This is a genomic window from Streptomyces actuosus (assembly GCF_016921115.1).
GTDB lineage: Bacteria > Actinomycetota > Actinomycetes > Streptomycetales > Streptomycetaceae > Streptomyces > Streptomyces actuosus_A.
This window is the reverse complement of sequence record NZ_JAFFZS010000018.1, coordinates 101,671-118,774: the sequence shown is the minus strand read 5'-3', so window position 1 is coordinate 118,774 and position 17,104 is coordinate 101,671. Positions and strand designations below refer to the sequence as shown.

General features: G+C 73.3%; 15 protein-coding genes and 1 pseudogene. 10 read left to right on the top strand and 6 right to left on the bottom strand.

The annotated features are described in order from the left end of the window. The first annotated feature begins 80 nt into the window (after positions 1 to 80). From JS756_RS22340 to JS756_RS22330, 3 genes are all read left to right on the top strand, one after another. Positions 81 to 713, top strand: coding sequence for an FxLYD domain-containing protein (locus JS756_RS22340; protein ID WP_205384936.1), 633 nt, complete (start codon positions 81 to 83; stop codon positions 711 to 713). A 162-nt stretch (positions 714 to 875) separates the two neighbouring features. Then, the gene (locus JS756_RS22335) at positions 876 to 1,094 is read left to right on the top strand and encodes an antitoxin (RefSeq protein WP_205384935.1); all 219 of its coding nucleotides are present in this window, start codon (positions 876 to 878) and stop codon (positions 1,092 to 1,094) included. A gap of 269 nt (positions 1,095 to 1,363) precedes the next feature. After that, positions 1,364 to 1,624: a hypothetical protein gene (locus JS756_RS22330; protein ID WP_205384934.1), complete on the top strand. Its 261-nt coding sequence runs from the start codon at positions 1,364 to 1,366 to the stop codon at positions 1,622 to 1,624. A gap of 351 nt (positions 1,625 to 1,975) precedes the next feature. Here the strand turns inward: JS756_RS22330 and JS756_RS22325 are convergent, their stop codons facing one another. The 3 genes from JS756_RS22325 to JS756_RS22315 form a co-directional block, all read right to left on the bottom strand. After that, positions 1,976 to 2,911 (bottom strand): AfsA-related hotdog domain-containing protein, encoded by a 936-nt coding sequence (locus JS756_RS22325; RefSeq protein WP_205384933.1) that lies wholly within the window; start codon positions 2,909 to 2,911, stop codon positions 1,976 to 1,978. Between the two features lie 219 nt (positions 2,912 to 3,130). Continuing rightward, positions 3,131 to 4,120, bottom strand: coding sequence for a mechanosensitive ion channel family protein (locus JS756_RS22320; RefSeq protein ID WP_205384932.1), 990 nt, complete (start codon positions 4,118 to 4,120; stop codon positions 3,131 to 3,133). Between the two features lie 222 nt (positions 4,121 to 4,342). Next, positions 4,343 to 4,663: a hypothetical protein gene (locus JS756_RS22315; RefSeq protein WP_205384931.1), complete on the bottom strand. Its 321-nt coding sequence runs from the start codon at positions 4,661 to 4,663 to the stop codon at positions 4,343 to 4,345. Between the two features lie 202 nt (positions 4,664 to 4,865). Between JS756_RS22315 and JS756_RS22310 the strand changes: the two genes are divergently transcribed. Further along, entirely contained in the window at positions 4,866 to 5,351 is a 486-nt protein-coding gene (locus tag JS756_RS22310; RefSeq protein WP_205384961.1) for an iron chaperone, read from the top strand. A gap of 102 nt (positions 5,352 to 5,453) precedes the next feature. Then, a complete protein-coding gene (locus JS756_RS22305; protein ID WP_205384930.1) occupies positions 5,454 to 6,014 on the top strand; it encodes a mycothiol transferase in 561 nt (186 codons plus the stop codon). A 172-nt stretch (positions 6,015 to 6,186) separates the two neighbouring features. Here JS756_RS22305 and JS756_RS22300 read toward each other — a convergent pair. The 3 genes and pseudogenes from JS756_RS22300 to JS756_RS22290 form a co-directional block, all read right to left on the bottom strand. Continuing rightward, positions 6,187 to 6,562 (bottom strand): annotated as a pseudogene (locus JS756_RS22300) (VOC family protein). Positions 6,563 to 7,088: 526 nt separating this feature from the next. Next, positions 7,089 to 8,444 carry a trypsin-like serine protease gene (locus tag JS756_RS22295; protein ID WP_205384929.1) on the bottom strand — a complete coding sequence of 452 codons (1,356 nt, stop codon included), beginning with the start codon at positions 8,442 to 8,444 and terminating at the stop codon, positions 7,089 to 7,091. Positions 8,445 to 8,553: 109 nt separating this feature from the next. After that, positions 8,554 to 9,516 carry a LysR family transcriptional regulator gene (locus JS756_RS22290; protein WP_205384928.1) on the bottom strand — a complete coding sequence of 321 codons (963 nt, stop codon included), beginning with the start codon at positions 9,514 to 9,516 and terminating at the stop codon, positions 8,554 to 8,556. 516 nt (positions 9,517 to 10,032) lie between these two features. On the opposite strand from JS756_RS22290, the gene JS756_RS22285 reads away from it, so the two are divergent. The 5 genes from JS756_RS22285 (at position 10,033) to JS756_RS22265 (ending at position 16,999) form a co-directional block, all read left to right on the top strand. Next, the gene (locus JS756_RS22285; RefSeq protein WP_205384927.1) at positions 10,033 to 10,284 is read left to right on the top strand and encodes a hypothetical protein; all 252 of its coding nucleotides are present in this window, start codon (positions 10,033 to 10,035) and stop codon (positions 10,282 to 10,284) included. A gap of 648 nt (positions 10,285 to 10,932) precedes the next feature. Next, on the top strand, positions 10,933 to 11,460 hold the full coding sequence (locus JS756_RS22280; RefSeq protein ID WP_205384926.1) for a hypothetical protein: 528 nt from the start codon (positions 10,933 to 10,935) through the stop codon (positions 11,458 to 11,460). A gap of 391 nt (positions 11,461 to 11,851) precedes the next feature. Beyond that, positions 11,852 to 13,990, top strand: coding sequence for a hypothetical protein (locus JS756_RS22275; protein WP_205384925.1), 2,139 nt, complete (start codon positions 11,852 to 11,854; stop codon positions 13,988 to 13,990). Between the two features lie 88 nt (positions 13,991 to 14,078). Next, positions 14,079 to 15,590, top strand: coding sequence for a GT4 family glycosyltransferase PelF (gene pelF / locus JS756_RS22270; RefSeq protein WP_205384924.1), 1,512 nt, complete (start codon positions 14,079 to 14,081; stop codon positions 15,588 to 15,590). Continuing rightward, positions 15,587 to 16,999 (top strand): hypothetical protein, encoded by a 1,413-nt coding sequence (locus JS756_RS22265; RefSeq protein WP_205384923.1) that lies wholly within the window; start codon positions 15,587 to 15,589, stop codon positions 16,997 to 16,999. Before pelF ends, JS756_RS22265 begins: the two co-directional genes overlap by 4 nt. Positions 17,000 to 17,104 lie beyond the last annotated feature (105 nt).

Here is a 17,104-nt window from a genome sequence, read left to right as displayed (position 1 = left end):
CTGGCCATGAGAGCAACGAACCATGCATATCGCACCCGGGTGACGCCGACGCACGACCGGCCCCGAACGAGGAGCAGCGCATGAGCAGCGGCACACCGTCCCGGCCTCCGCGCCTCCCCCTGCGCCGCCCCCTGATCCACGGGGTGTGCGCAGCCGTCTCCGGGGTGCTGGCACTCGCGGCCTGCAGCAGCGGCGACGGCGGGGACAGCGGCACCACCCCGACGCCGACCGCTCCCGTCACATCCAACTTCTCCGGTGAACCACCGACGGGCATCTCGTCATTGGCCGAGTCGAAGAAGGCCGAGGTCCAGGGATCCGCGTCCGCCGCGGCCGCGTCGGCCGCCGCCCGGGCCTCGGAGTTCGCGGCGTCCGTCTCGGCGGACACCGAGCGGGCACGCGCGGAGGCCCAGAAGGAGCTGAACAAGGTCCAGGGGCAGGGCAACGCCATGGGAGACGTCTCCATGACGGGTCTGCCCCTGTCTGCCACGAACAACGTGCGCGTCCAGCTCGTCACCATGACCAACCGCACCGACCGGACCGCCTCCTTCGCGGTGCAGGTCGACTTCACCGACTCCGACGGGAAAGTCGTCGAGACCGTCTTCGTGAGCGCCCAGGACGTCGAGCCGGGGCAGAAGGCGCAGCGCTACGCCATCAGCAGCCGGCCTCCCGAGCCGCAGCTCACCGCCAAGCCGGCCAAGGCCCAGCGGTACTGACGCCGCCTCGGTCCCACCCGGCGCCCGACCGCCCCGGAAACACTGGCACCTCTCGCTCCGGCAGGTGCACCCGACACGCCCCCACGACATCCGGTCCGCCGGCGAGGCGCGTGGGAGCATGGCTCTGACCAGGCAGTTCAGTCCAAGGAGACAGGTTCGCTCATGTTCGATGCCCTGAAGCAGCTCAAGGACAGGGCCGAGGACCTCGCCGAGGCCCACGGGGACACCGTTTCCGAGGGACTCGAGAAGGTCGGCGACTTCATCGACGGCAGGACCGACGGCAAGTACAGCGCCAAGATCGACACCGCGGTCGACAAGGCCCAGGACCTCGTCGGGAAGCTGGGCGAGAGAGGCGCAGCGGGCGACCAGGGCAAGAAGTAGGGCGACAGAGAGCCGGCGGGGACCGGCCCGGCACCCCGCTGGGGGTACGGTCGGGGCGCTGCACCCCCGTTGCGGGGCGCGCGGATGCGATCGGTCCCACGCGCGCTCGGCGATCTCACCACTGCGGGGAGGATCCGGTCACCGCGCAGGACGGATGCATCCGGTCGCCCTGTTCGTCGCGAATATCGCCTTGTACGCCGATTCATCCCGATGCGCGATGCTTCTCGGCGCCATCGGGATGCGGACCCCTGTACAGCTCGGGAGCAAGCATGATCGTCAAGAAGCTGCACGACGCCGGCGTCAGGAGCGAGCACGCCTGTCTGGCCGCGACGGCATCCATCGGCCTGCCGCTCTTCTCGTGGCTCACCTCCAGCAGGACCGAGAACCTGGAGCGTGCGGACCGCTGGGGCATCTTCGTCGGAGAGTGGGCCCCCACCTTCTTCGGTCTGAGGCTCGCCCTGGCCCACTACGAGAGGCGCGAGCAGTCGGGCGCTTCGGAATCGACGCCTCTTCAGGCCTCGGAGGTGTGATCATGTCCGAGTCGCTGCCCCCTCCCGGTGAGACACCCCCGGTGGAGGGGTCGATCGCGGAAGCCCATCAGGAACGTCCCGACGGCGGACCGTGGGAATATCCGCGACCGCGTTCTTCGTGGCGCGGGTGATCGAGCTGTGACGGGACACGCGGCCGCCTGAGCCGCTGTCTGTCGCCCACTCTCCTGTCCACGGCGCGCCACCCGAGAGGGGCGCGCCGTACACGTGGGTTCCGAGCGAAACCGGGTGCGGCCCGTGGGACGGGAGCGAAGGGTGCGGACCGCATCCGGGACGGCGCCGACCGTCGGCGCGGCGGGCACGTCCTGTTTCGGGCCTGCTTCGTCCGGCGGTTCACCGTCCCAGCAGCTGGACGGTGCCGGTGGCGGAGATCCGGCCGGCCCCCGTGACGAGGAAGCGGATGCCGCTCGGCTCCCCGGCCACCTCGACCAGGGCCCCACGCGTCGGGACGGCGGCCGCCATGTCCAGGCGCAGCCCGATCACCGCGGCGGCCGTCATCCCGGAGCTCAGCAGTGCCGCCTGCCGTCCGGCTTCCAGGACCGCCGGCGCGGGCAACCGGGTCGGGCGTCCGGGCAGGAGGACGGGGTGCGCGGGGTCCCGGGGGACGACGACGAGTCGTCCCTGTGCCCCGCGCGCCAGCAGGACGTCCTGGTCACCGGCGGCGCCCACGGCGGCGGCCGGGGGGTGCAGCAGCGCCGCCGACGGCACCACCCCGGCGAACTCCCCCTCCGCGGGGGCCGAAGCGGCGAAGCGCATGGTGCACCGGCCGAACACCGTCCCGGCGTGCAGATACTCCGCCGTGAGGCGGTACGCCGCGAGGGCCCCGGACCGTACCGCCAGGTCGCTGAGGGTGCAGCGCAGCATCACATCGGTGGCGCTCCCCCGTTCCGTCGGCCTCGCCTGCGGATGCAGCCCCAGGCTCACCGAGACGGCCTCCAGCTGTGCGCCCCTGGCGGGCGGCAGATGGTGGCGCTCCACGGCCACGGCCAGCTGGCGCAGGGACTCGACCATGATCAGCGGATGGTGCGGTACGGCCGTCCCGCGTTCGTTCAGCGGATGCAGTCGCGGCCACTGGCACTCCGCCTCGAAGTACCGTGCCGCCGGGCGGCGCAACGACACGACGAGCATGGACGCCATCGTCTCCAGGCCGATCGAGCGCCAGGTGAGCGCGGTGTCCGCCGCCCGGATGTCCTCCGGGGGCCGCACGGGAGCGGCCGCGGTGCGAGGCGGCACCGTGCCGGTCACGCGGTCCACGACCATCTCGTGCATGTCCGCCTCCTGCCGCGGGGTCGGCCGAAAGCGTCCGTCACCGGCCGTCTACCCCCGTCCTTCGCCGACTGCGGGGCCGATGGATGCAGGCGGCACCCGAAGGCACTGCACGGCGCGCCGCCGCGGCCCGCCCCGACGCACCGCGCTGCGGACGGCGGTGCCCGAGGGAGGTCTCGGCGGCCGGCCGTCCGGCCGGTGGCGGACGGAGCGGGGCGCGTGTCAGGGCAGGACGGCGGATGCCGCCTGGACCGCCTTGGTGTCGTCGCGCAGCCAGACGGTGCGCTGCGGGAAGGGGATGTCGATGCCCGCGGCGTCGAGGCCCTCCTTGACCCGGCGGCGCAGTTCGCGGGTGACGGACCACTGTTTCGTCGGCACCGTCCTGACCGCCATCCGCACCAGGACACCGTCCGCGTCCAGTGACTGCACGCCCCACACGGAGGGCTCCTCCAGAAGGATCCCGGCGAACGCCGGATCCCGCAGGACGGCCTGCCCCGCCTCCTCCAGCACGCGGGTGACCTCGTCGAGGTCGGCCTGGTAGGAGACGGCGACGTCCAGGACGGCCCGCGCCCACTCCTGGCTGTCGTTGCGGACCCTGAGGATCTCGCCGTTACGGATGTGCCACAGCCCGCCGTCGAGGTCACGGACCTGCGTCAGGCGGAGGCCGACATGCTCGACCTCGCCCACGGCCTCACCGAGGTCGACGAAGTCGCCGACGCCGTACTGGTCCTCGACCATGATCAGCATGCCGGACAGGTAGTCGGCCACGAGGTTCTGCGCGCCGAACCCGATCGCCAGCCCGACGACGCCCGCGCTGGCCAGCAGCGGCCCGAGCGCAAGGCCCACCTGGTCGAGCACCATCGCGACGGCGACCAGGAACAGGACGACGGACACGATGCTGCCGAGGACGGATCCGATGGTGCGGGCCCGCTGCTCCCGGCGTTCCCGTGCCCGGGAGCGGTCGCGGTTCAGCACTGCCGGTCCACCAGGGGTGCCCGTCTCGGCCCGATCGTCGCCGGGTTCGAGGATGCGTTCCACCACGCGGGTGATGGCACGTTTTGCGGTGATACGGACAAGGGCCACGCCGACGAGGATGAGGGCGATCCGCAGCGGCGTGCCGATGAGCGCGGCCGCGTGGTCGCGGGCCCAGTCCGGCACGGTCACCGCCAACTGGGTGGGCGGGCTCGCCGGTCGGTCGGGAAGGGGAGCCATGAACCGAGTCGCTCCGTTCCGAGTAGGGGATCTGGTGCTCCGGGCGCCCCTACCCGGAACACGGCGGCCGACACGGCACCGTCGCGCCGCGCCGGAGCGGAGTCCCCGCGGCCGGGCTGCGGCCGACGCGCAGGCGGACCAGGTCCGCACACCGACGGGCGGTCTCGGCACACCGGCCGACGGTGCCGCCGGTGCCCGCGCGGGTTCGAAGAGGGTGCCCCGTCAGGTCCGGTGGACGGTCTCGGCGTACGCGTGCGCGAGCGCGGCGGCCATCTCCGTGACTGCGAAGCGGGACGAAACCGTCTCCTGTCCCGCCTCGGCCAGGAGCGCGCGCCGCGCCTCGGGCAGCGACGTCAGCCGGTGCAGCCCCCGCGCGAGACCGGTCGCGGAAGTCCTCCCGGCTGAGGGCGGGGGTCCGGTCGTCCGGCACGGCACGCGGCCACAGCCCGTACTCGGCCTCCAGGAGGCGTGCGTGGCGGCGGAGGAGGCGGCCCGGCTCGGGGAGTTCCTCGACGCCACCCACGCGGGCGCCGTCGAGGTCATGTGCCCGCCGTACCGTGGCTGCGCACGAGGGCCGGCCGCGCGGCGCGGGTGCCGGCTGTGCCGTCCGGGGCCCGCGGGGCGAGCGATTCCCGTGATCGCCGCGCGTGCGGGGCCTGCACGGCGGGGAGATCCTGTGACAGAGCGATCGGGTCCGGCAGGGAGTGCGGGGCCTGTGGTGACCGACCGACCCGCGGGAGAGATCATGGCCGGCAGCGGCAGCGGCGCGTACGAGGGGTTCACGGCCGAGGAGCGGGCCGCGATGAAGGAGCACGCGCAGGAGCAGCGAAAGGCGGCGCGCCGCGGCTCGCGGGCCCAGAAGGCGGCGGAGGCGGAGCAGGACGTGCTCGCCAAGATCGCCGAGATGCAGGACACCGACCGGGTCATGGCCGAGCGCGTCCACGCCGCGATCAAGGCAGGCGCCCCGCAGCTCGCGCCGAGGCTGTGGTACGGAATGCCGGCCTACGCGCGGGACGGCAAGGTCGTCTGCTTCTTCCAGAGCGCGGCGAAGTTCAAGGCCCGCTACGCGACGCTCGGGTTCAACGACCCGGCGACCTTGGACGACGGCCTGATGTGGCCGACCGCTTTCGCCCTGGTCGAGATCGACGACGAGGTCGAGAAGCGGATCGTCGCGCTGGTGAGACGGGCGACGGGGCAGGGCGGGTCCGGCGGATCGCCGCGGGAGGGCTGAGCCGCCAACGCCCCGGCGCGTCCCTCCCGCGGTGGGACCCGGTCACCGCGGAGCGAAGAACTCGCTGGCGTACGGGGGACGTTGCGTACCACCATGCGACGCATGAGTGATCAACCCGCACGATGGTCCCGGGCGACCGTCTACCCCGACATGTGGGCCGACCCGGCCGACGACCCCCGCACCGACGAGAACACGGCTCCGGACGGCGAACTCGCCACGCTGCAGGATTTCCTGACCAACTACCGGTTGACGCTTCGGATGAAATGCGAAGGCCTGGATCCGGAACAGCTGGCCCGGCGATCGGTCCCCCCGTCGACGATGTCGCTGCTCGGCCTCGTGCGGCACCTCGCCGAGGTGGAGCGGGACTGGCGCAACTGGATCGGCGACGCCGGCCCCCTGCCGAAACTGTACGGCCGGCGCGACGCCGACTTCGACGACGCCGTCGCCGAACAGGCAGTGGTCGACGCCGCGTTCACCGACCTGGCGCACGAGCAGGCGGCGACCGACGCCGCGCTGGCCGCACACCCGGACCTGGGCGAGCGGGTGGGCGAGGACGCGATCGCCGTCAGGGAGCTGTTGGTGCACCGGATCGAGGAGTACGCCCGTCACTGCGGGCACGCGGACCTGCTGCGCGAGCGCGTCGACGGACGGGTGGGCCAGTGACCGGGCCCGGGCCCTCCCCCAGCCCCTGCCGGCCCGGCACGGGCGGGTCGCCCCGGCAGCTCCCTCGTCTCCGCTCACCTCACGCCGCTCCCGTCCCGACCCCGGTCCGCCGGACGGCAGCCCGGGGTCGGGGCGCCGCACGCTTCGGGCGCCCCGGACGGGTGTGCGCCCGTCAGAGGTAGGGGCGTGTGTTGAGCTCGATCGCGTGTCCGGCGGGGTCCTTGAAGTACACCCCGCGGCCGCCGTGCTCGGTGTTGGTCTCGCCGGGGCGCCGCATGTGCGGATCGGCCCAGTGCTCGACCTGGTGCTCGCACAGGCGCCGGTAGGCCCGGTCGAACAGCTCGTCGTCGACCCAGGAAGGCGTAGTGCTCCATCTGGATCTCCACCGGCTGCTCGGCGAACTGGAGCAGGACGCCGTCGGTGAGCTGGACGTCGGTGAAGGGACCCCAGGACGGCGCTTCCGGAAGCTCCAGCAGCTCGCGGAAGAAACGGGCGGACTCGCCGCGGTCCCTGGCAGCGATGATGGTGTGGTTGAACGTGACTGTGATACGGCTGACCTCAGGACGGCTCGGCACGGGAGGGGGCTCGCGGTGCTCGGGCACGGGGAGGTCCACGTGGCGCGGGGAGGGGGTGCGCTCCGCGCGCCGCCGTGCGGTCGGACCTCCACCGGATCGCCCGTCCGTGTGTGGCTCAGTGCCGGTCCGGTGTTCACGCAGCAGGACACCACTCGATCATCCGGAGCGGGCCGACAGAATTCCGCGTGGTCGCGACGGGCGGCGGAGGCGGGGAGGAACCACCGCTCTTCCCCAGGGCCGGGAACCGCGCACCACAGGCGGGTTCCACCCGGTGAACCCGGAATGACCGGCGCATCCGTCCGCAGCCGGCCGACCGGCGGGACAGGGGGGCCGTCCGCCCCGGCGAACCGCGGGCGGGCGAGCACGCACCCCGGCGACCGCCGGAGCGGACGGCACACGGCCGGCGACCCGCCCTCCTCCTGTGGCGGGTCGCCGGCCCCGCGGCCCGGGCGCTCCGTCAGGAACGCCCGGGCCGGCACCGGCCGACGGTCTCAGCGCCTCACAGCCGCTGCCACAGCGCCGGCACGTGCGGCGGCTCCCATCCGGTCTGCGCCTGGTGGCCCTGGATGCAGCGATAGGTCGCCCCGCCGTAGGTCACCGTGTCGCCCGCCTGGTAGACGGTTCCCGCCGCCCAGGTGCCACCCGGGTCACCGGGATCGCCCGGGTCGCCCGGGTCGCTCCCGCTGGTCCTGAGGGTGAGGCCGTAGGCCTGGAGGATCGGGTTGATCGGCTGGAAGAAGGTCGTGCCCCCGGTGGTGCAGTTGCCCGAACCGCCAGAAGTGACGCCCTGCGCCTGGCTGCCGGAGATGAACGAGCCGCCCGAGTCGCCCGGTTCGGCGCACACCGAGGTACGGGTCACCCCGCTGACGGTGCCCTCCTGGTACGTCACACTCGTGTTCAGCTGCTGGACGGTTCCGCAGTGCCAGCCGGTCGTCGAGCCGGAACGGCACACCGAGGAGCCGACCGGGGCCTGCGTGGACCCGGCGACCTGGGAGCTGGAACCGTTCACGTAGGGCGTCGCCGTCCAGTTGGAGTTCGCGGCCACCCATGCCATGTCGTTGCCGGGGAACACCGACGCCTGGAAGGTCCCCTGCGCGACCCGGTTGGAGCCGCTGGTGGTGTTGCCGGCGCGCCCGCAGTGCCCGGCCGTGGCGAAACCCTGCCGGGTGCCGCGTGTCACGGGGAAACCGATCGAGCAGCGGCTGCCGGTGCCGATGTAGTAGGCGTCACCGCCACGCAGGTCGTACAGCGGGCGGGGCCGTTCCGGCGAGGTGACCACGCGGGCCAGGGACGCGTCCACGCCGGCCGCCGCGAGCAGCGAGCGGGCGGCGTGCGGTCGTATCGCCTGCACGACGAGGGTGTTGGTGGGCACGTCGACGTACCACACCGGGGTGTCCAGGGTGGAGTGGCGTGCGGCGGCGCGGTCCACGCGTGCCTTGGCCGCGTCGAGCGTGCTCAGGGAGCGGGGCACCACGGCGGCGTGCGCGCCCCGCGCCTCGATCGCGGGAACGTCGGCCCGGTCGGTCGTCGCCACGGTCAGCGTCTCCGACTGCGCGCCGCGCACCCAGGCGCCGGCGAAGTCGGAGCCCAGCGCGGCGCGCAGCCGCCCGGCGGTGGCGCCCGCTTCGGCCTCGTTGGCCAGGCGGTGCTCCGCCTGGCGGCGATCCAGACCGAGGTCGCGTCGCAGGGCGCTCAGGAGCCCGGGCGGAGCGTCGGCGGTGCGCAGCGTCTCGGCCGCCGTGGGGGTGGCGGGGTGGGACGGGGCTGCGCCGGCGGAGCCGCTGAGCCCGGCCCCGACCAGCGCGGCCGTCGCAGCGGCGGCGGCGCAGACGGCTCTGGCATGTCGTAGGAGCATGGGGAGGTCTCCTCGGAATCGGGTGGAGTGCCGAAACCGTAGGGAGAGGCCACCGGGCGGCATAAGACGTCAGCCGACCCCCTGCCCCGGCGTTATGGAAACGCCGGGATCAGCGCAGTGCCGTGTCGGGATCCCCGCGCCGGGCCAGCCAGTTGGTGTAGCTGTCGCTGCGGGCCGCCGCCCTGGCGTGCGCGGTGCGGGCCTGGGTCAGCAAGGTGGCCGCCGTGTCCGGCTGCTGGGATCCCGGGTGCCAGCCCAGGAGGTGTCGCCACATCAGCGGCGTACCGGCGAGGGGGCGGGTGGTCAGGCCGGGCGTCGGGGGGAAGGTGGCCCGGCACAGGCCGACAGCCCGGCCGACCTGCACCAGGTGCACGCAGGAGGCGGTGTCCGTCTCGTACATGCGGCGCGGGGTGAATCCGGCGCGGGCGCAGGCTGCCGTGAAGCAGTCCGCGAAGCAGCCGTCACCGGGGACGCAGGCCCATTCCTCGTCGGCGAGGGCAGCCAGGTCGGCCTCCCGCCCGAGGGCGAGGGGGTGATCCTCGGCGAGCATGACGAACACCGGGTCCACGGCGATCTCCTGCCAGGCGAGGTGCGGGGCGCCGGGCGGCGCGGCGGAGCCGCAGGTGCCGGCGAGGGCGAAGTCCAGGCGTCCGTCGGCGAGCAGGTCGGCGAGTTCCCGCTCGGACCAGGAGGCCCGGGTCGTCACCGTGGTGGTGGGAGCGGCGCCGGCCAGACGGTCAACGAGCGCGCCCAGCAGCGGCCCGTGGGTGCCGCCGATCCGCAGTCGCTCCGCCTGCCGTCTGGTGCGGGCGAAACGTGCCGCCTCCTGCTGGAGCTCACGCACCGCGGGCAGCACGATCCGCGTGCGTTCCAGGACGAGTTCGCCCAGGGGCGTGGCCCGGACGCCGTTCCGGCCCCGTTCGAACAGCGCTCCGCCCAGGGTCCGTTCGATGCGCCTGAGCTGCGCGCTGAGCGCGGGCTGCGCAAGACCGAGCGCCGTCGCCGCTCTGGTCAGACTGCCCGCCTCGGCGATCGCCCGGATGACCTTCAGATGCCGCAACTCCAGCTCCATGAGGGGAGCTTGCGGCGCGCGACGGCCCGGTGCAAGAGGCTGGTACAGACCTGTGCCGCACGGCGGCGCACGGTTCCCGGGGCGGGCGGTCCGTGGCATCGTCGCACCGGCCCCATCGGTCCGTATCCGCACCGTCGCGGGAGGTGAGGTGGTCGATGCGTCGCACCGACGGTTGCCGGGAACAGCCTGTCCGCTGCCGTCGGGTGGGGAGCCGCCGCTGCACCGGCTGGAGGTGGCTGAACCCGGGAACGTGCTTCACCGTGGGCTCGTTCGCCGCGCTGGGGCCGCTGTCCCGCTGGGACCGGACGCACCGGCACACCTTCCACGAGCTCGTGCGCGTGACCGCGGGATCGGGCACCCGTGCCGTCGACCTCGCCCGGTGGCCGGTCGGGCCGCCGCACCTGGCCGTGATCAGCCCCGGGCAACTGCACCACCGGCAGAGCGGCCGGGAGTTGGAGGGCACCCCTCGCCCTGTTCACCGACGACTTCCCGACGGACCACCCCGGGGACCGCGAGGTGCTGCGGCGGCTCGGCCAGCAGTGCTGGTTCCGGCTGGGCCCCGAGGACGACGCGGCGATCCGCCGGCTGATGGCCGAACTGGCGGCGGAGCACCGGCGCCCGGCACCGGGGTACGCCGGCGTCCTGCGTTGCCTGCTGTACGTGCTCGTGGTGCGGGCTGCACGGCCTCCGGGCCCCCGGCCGGCACCGTCTCCGCCCCGAACGCCGGCGGGCGCCCCGGAGCCGTGGCCGAGGAGTTCACCGGGCTGATCGACCGCCCCCGACGCGACGGCGTGGTCGGTACGGGAGTGCGCCGCGCACCCGGGCGTCAGCCGGTACCGGCGCTGCGACAGGCCGTCTGACGCTGCCCGCGACGCCGGCACCCGCCACACTCGGTGCGACCTGCGTACTCGACACGGCCGGCCTGGTCGGCGTCCACGCCCTCGCCCCGGCTCCCCCGCCGGCGGGACCGCTCAGGCGGCGGGCACGGCGCTGGGCCTGACGGGCGTGCGCGGCGCCGTCAGCCGTCAGCCGTCGGGGCGGCGGCGCCACGGCTGCGCGACCGGGCCGCCCCGCTGCTGCGGCGGCTCCACGCACCCCGCGGCGATGACATCGGCCGGAAATCGGATTTTGGCCGGGAACTTTCGTCACGAACCGGGCGCGGACGGCACCGTATGGAACCCGGCTCGACCGTTCCACGCCAAAGAGCCGCGTCACCGCTCGGTCACACGAAGTGAACGGGAGTCCCGGACGATCACGACCGCCGCATCCGCTCCATCGTGCATGTATACGATCCGGGGCCACTGTTGCCGCTTCATCACGTCACCTTCACAGGACGCGCACTTTCGGCCCCTCGCCGCTCCGGGCACCGCGTCGGGGGCAGACGCCGCAGCCGCCCCCTGTCTAGCGTCCCGGGCCATGCGATCACCCTTGATGAGCCGACTCGGCCTCACCGCCGCCCTCGCCCTCGTCCTCGCCCTGTTCGGCCTGGCCCCCTCCGCGAGTGCGGCCGACCCGGCCCCCGCGGACCTCTCGTTCACCACCAGCGCCGCGACCACGACGCCAGGCGGCACGGTGAACCTGTCGATGACCCTGACGAACAACAAGACCTACGACCTCTGGTTCGTCTACCAGACCATCGATCCCACCTGGCTGACCACGCAGCGCCCTGACCTGAAGTACTCGTTCACGGGCTGCAGCCTCGCCACGGCCTCCGGCAGCACCCCGTGCTCCGGCACCGGTCCCACCGATCTCGGCCCCAACTACAGCGCGCCCGTCCCGCCCGGTCAGAGCCGGACCGTGACACTGACGCTGCAGGTCGCGGCCGACTCCGGGTGCAACGGCAACATCGGCTTCTACTCGTACTTCTACGCCGAGTTCAGCGACGGCACGAACAGCAGCGGGGGCCCGGTCTACACGCCCGAGACGCGTGTGCTGTGCACCTGACGACCCGGCGGGACGACGCAGTGATCTGATTCCAGCCACAACAGATTGTCATACCGGTCTGGACCAATGACGGTGCACCGGCGGACCCCCGCGGTCCGCCGGTGCACCGCACCCTCGCCTGACCTGCGTTGCGCCTCTCGGAGCCACCGCCCGCCCGGCACACGCCACGGGCGGGCGAATCTGCCGGGCGGGTGGATGGCATCCTCTAGCGCGCCTGCACTTTTCCGTCAGGTTTCGCAACGCAACCACAAAAACTCCACAGACGGCCCACTATGTGACGCGACGGATGCGTCGACGACCGGCCTCTGAGGGGGAAGCCGGCGTTGCGCATGGGGGTGCGTCCGCTCCGCGGAGCTGTGATCACCCCTGCCTCGGGAGGGGACAGCACCGCATGAAGCGGACCATACGCACGACTTTGATCACTACGGGCGCGCTCATCGCCGCGCTCGGAACACCGGCCACGGGGGCCTGGGCCGACACTACTGCTCCCCGCATCGACCTGCGGATTCTCGTCGTGAGCGACGGCGGACCGTCCACCGACGCCATCGCCGCCGAACTGGACACCGCGGGAACGCCGTACACCGAGATCGACCTCACCCGGTCCGACCGGCCGATGATCGACGCCGGCTTCCTGGCGGACACCGTGGACGGCCGGCCGCGTGCCAGGTTCCAGGCCGTCGTCCTGCCGAACGACAACCCGTTCGCGGCGAACTCCCCGGAGATGGCCGCACTGGCGGCGTACGAACAGACCTACGGCATCCCGCAGGTCGACGCCTACACCTACGCGCGTCCCGAGGCCGGGCTCCAGTACCCGGTCGACGGCGGCTACTCCGGCAGCCTCGACGGTGTGCAGGCCGAGGTGACCACCGCCGGGCGGTCGGGCCCGTTCGGCTATCTCGACGGCCCGGTGCCCTTCGAGGACAACTCGCCCACCGTCGGCGAGAGCTACGCCTATCTGTCCACGCCTGTGGCCGGCGCCGACTTCACCCCGTACGTGCAGGCTCCGATCCCGGGCACCACCGAGCAGGGCTCGCTGGTGGGCGAGTACCGGCACGACGGCCGCCGCGAACTCGTCGTCACATTCGTCTACAACCGGTACCAGCAGCAGTTCCGGCTGCTGTCCCGCGGCATCGTGGAGTGGATGACCGGCGGAGTGCACCTGGGCGCCTCCCGCAACTACTTCGCCGTCCACGTCGACGACGTCTTCGCCGCCGACGACCGCTGGAACTCCACGCTCAACTGCACGCCGGGCGACGTGGACTGCACCGACCCGAACGCCACCCCCGATCCGATCCGGATGACCTCCGCCGACGTCGATCACGCCATCGCCTGGCAGAACGCGCACCACTTCACCCTCGACATGGTCTACAACGGCGCCGGCAGCGAGGACCAGCGTGAGGACCACAACGGCGTCGACGCGCTCGCCGACAAGTTCATCGCGGACCGCGCCGCCTTCCGCTGGGTCAACCACACCTACACGCACGCCTTCCTCGGGTGTGAGCAGGACATCACGGTCGTGCCCTGGCGGTGCGTCACCGACGCGGACGGCAGCACCAAGTGGGTCAGCCGCTACGCGATCTCCGACGAGATCGCCCGGAACCGCGTGTGGGGGGAGCTCGCCGGCCTGCCGCTGGACAACGACGAACTGGTCACCGGTGAGCACTCCGGCCTGCAGGTCCTGCCGCAGCAGCCCGACGACAACCCCAACCTGGCGCTCGCTCTCGCCGACAACGGCATCACCTGGCTGGCCTCGGACAACTCCCGTGAGCCCGAACAGCGCCAGGTCGGCCCCGCCACGACCGTGCCCCGCTACCCGATGAACGTCTTCTACAACGCGGGCCGGACGGCCGAGCAGGTCGACGAGTACAACTGGATCTACACCAGCCGCGCGCAGGGCGGCAGCGGCATCTGCGAGGACCACCCGGACACCACCACCTGCCTGTCGGCCCCGCTCGACACCTCGACGGGCTACACCGACCACATCGTGCCGCTGGAGCGGCAGATCGCTCTCGGCCACGTCCTCGCCAACGACCCCAAGCCGCACTTCATCCACCAGTCGAACCTGGCCGAGGACCGTATCGCCTACCCGGTCCTGGACGGCGTGCTGAACACCTACGACTCGCTCTTCGCGACGGACACCCCGGTGGTCGACCTGCGCATGAAGGACATCGGGACGGAACTCCAGCGCCGCGCCGCCTGGCACACCGCCGTGCAGAACGACCAGGTCACCGCGTACCGCATCGGCGACACCGTCACCGTCCAGAGCCCGGACGGCGTGGCCGTGCCCGCGACGATGCCCGACGGCACCACGCGAGCGGGCTCCGCCTTCGGCGAGCCCTACGCGGGGGCGCGCTCCGGCTGGACCCTGCCCACCGCCTCGGCCCCGCTCACCCTCACCCTCCCGGCGTCCGCCTCTGCCTCCTCCACGGCCGGCGGCACGGGCAGCTCCACGAAGACCGTCAAGCCGGCACCGCGCACGCGGGTCCCCGAGGGCGTCACCACGCCGCTGTCCCCGACCGCGGAGCGCTGACCGGCGCACCGGCAGTCCGGTCCCCGCCGTCCGCACGCGCGGCCGGGACCGGCACGACGACCCCACACCTCGGCCGTGGAGCACATCGATGCACGTTCACCACGGCGCGCGGCGCTCCAGCGCGACGCGCGTCACCCTGCTCACCGAAGGCACCTATCCCCACAGTCACGGCGGCGTGAGTGTCTGGTGCGACCAGCTCGTCACCGGCATGCCCGACCTCGACTTCGACGTCATCGCCGTCACCGGCACCGGACACGAGCCCATCGCCTGGGACCTGCCGGGCCATGTCACCGGCGTGCGGTCCGTCCCCATGTGGGGCGACCCTCCGCCGGGGCGCCCACCGCGCGGCCGGTCCCGCAGCCGACTCGCCGACGCCTACGAGATGTTCCTCGCCGCGCTGCTAGACCCGCGCGCGGAGACCGGGTTCGCGCCCTCCCTGTACACCCTGGCGCAGGCCGCGACGGAGGGACTGCTCAGCCCTTTCCTCCGGGACGACGCGGCGATCTCCGTCCTGACCGCCGTGTGGAACCGGCCCGGCCTGGCCGTCCGCGAGGCGCAGCCGACGCTGCACGACGCGCTGACCGCCACCGCCCTGCTCGAACACGCCCTGCGTCCGCTGGCCGCGCCGCCACCGGAGACAGGGGTCGCACACGCCGTCAGCGGCGGTGTCGCCGTCCTGCCCGGTCTCGCGGCCCGCGAACGTCACGGAGTCCCGCTGCTGCTGACCGAGCACGGCGTCTACCTGCGTGAGCGGTACCTCGGCTATCGCACCGCGCCCTACCGCTGGCCCGTCAAGGCGGTGATCCTCGGCTTCTTCCGGCTGCTCGCACAGGAGAGCTACCGCCAGGCCGCCCTGGTCACCCCGGGCAACCGCTACAACCGGCTCTGGGAGGAACAGGGCGGCGCCGATCCGGCGTCCATCCGCACGGTGTACAACGGCGTCGACCCGGCGGCCTTCCCGCCGGCCGGACCGGAGCCCGAGGCGCTCACCCTCAGCTGGGCCGGACGCGTCGACCCGATCAAGGATCTGGAGACACTCATCCGCGCCTTCGCGATCGTGCGCGCCCGTCGCCCCGACGTGCGGCTGCGGCTGTTCGGCGGGACACCCCGGGGCGGTGAGGCCTACCGGGAGCGCTGCGAGGCGCTGGCCGCCGAGTTGGGGCAGGCCGACGCGGTGACGTTCGAAGGACGCGTCGAGGACATCAGGGACGCCTACGCCGCAGGGAACGTGGTCATGCTGTCCAGCATCAGCGAGGGCTTCCCGTTCACGCTGATCGAGGCGATGTCGTGCGGGCGGGCGACCGTCTCGACCGACGTGGGCGGCGTGCGGGAGGCCGTCGGTGACGCCGGCCTGGTGGTCCCGCCGCGCGACCCGGAGGCCATGGCCGCCGCGGCCGTGGAGCTGCTGGGCGACCCGGCACGACGCCGGGCGATGGGCGAGGCGGCACGGCTGCGGGTGATCGAGCAGTTCACGCTGCGGCAGACCATCGACACGTTCCGCGGCATCTACCACGAACTGTCCCGGCGCGACGAGCAGGTACCCACCCGCATCCTCGTGCCCGCAGCGACCGTGGCCGGCCTGGGGAGTCTCACCGGATGAGCGGTCCGATGCCCCTCGAGCCCGGGGGCGCCGAGCAGGACACGCTGACGCTGCGGCTGGCCGGGCCCCCTCGGCCCCGCCGCACGCCGCGCTGGGCCCGGGACGAGATCACCATGGCGATCCGGCTGCCCCGGCTGGGCCCCGACGAGGAGGCGGTCAGCGCGCTGGCCGCCGAACTCGCCGACCGGATCGGCCCCGCGGTCCACCCGTGGGAGGTGGCCGCGCTGCTGGAGGCCGAAGGCATGTCCGCTTCTCTGATCAAGGAGCGGTACGGCCACCCGAACCTGTTCTCGCTGGCGTCCGCGCTGTACGAACGGGTGCCCCGGACGTTCCCGGAGCCCCCCGCCCCGGCGGATCCCTGGCGGCCGGACACGCTGCGCTGCCTGCTGCGGGGGGTGCTGTTCGCGCTGCCGGCCCTGGCCTACGTGCTCACCGCACCGCTGTGGCGTCCGGACCGGTACGCGCCCGTCCTGATCGTGGCGGGCGTGGTGTCCTGGGCGTGGGGGCAGGCCCTGGGCCACCGGGCGTACCTGCGGATGGTCACCGGGCGCCGGGAGGCCGCGCGCACCCTGCTGACCGGGTCCCTGCTGGGCACCGCACTGTCCACGGCACTGGCCGCGGTGCCCGCCCGGGGCGGTCCGGTCACCGCGGTCGCGGCGGCCCAGGCGCTGTACCTGGCGTCGGCCGGCGTGCTGCTGGTGCTGGGGCGGGAACGGCTGCTGCTGGCCGCCCTCAGCCCGCTGATCGGCGGGACCGTGGCCACCCTGTGGTGGGAGCCCGGTGTCGTGGTGCGGGCGGGTCTGCCGCTGCTGGCGCTCCTGGCCACGCTCGCCGTCACCGCACGGGTGCTGTGGTCCGGTCTGCGCACCCCGGCCGCCACCGGCGGCCCGCACCCACCCCTGCGCGCCTCCGTCCCGTACGGCCTGTTCGGGCTGGCCGCCGCCCTGCTCGTCATGTTGGAGGGGCTGCGGCACCCCTACGCGGTGATCGCCCTGACGTTGAGCATGGGCCCGGCCGAGTGGCTGCTGTACCGCTACCGCGGCTGGTCGGTCGCCGCGCTGCGGGTCAGCGCCACGCCACGGGGGTTCCTGCTCCGCTCGACGGCCGTGCTCGGCCGGTGCCTGTCCGCCTATCTCCTGTTGCTGCTTCCCCCGGCGCTGCTCACCGGCTCCGGCCCGTCCGTCCTGGTGCTGGCGGCGACCCTGTGGACCGCACTGCTGCTCCAGGCCTTCGGCTCGGCCTGGCCGCCGGCCGTGCTGTGCCTGCCGGCCGCCGTCGCGGTCGGGGCGGTCACCTGGCTGCACCTGCCGCCCGGCGCGCTCGCGCTGCCGCTGGCCTGCGGCGTGGCCGCCACCGGTCTCGCGGCCTGCGCGCTCGGAGTGCTCGGCAGGCCCGCACAGCACGCCTGACCCCGCGCCGGGTGGGCGCCGGCCCCGCCGCCGCACCGTTCACCCGCCGCACGGCACGACCACATGACACAACCTCACGCCATGACCGCACAACACGACTCATAT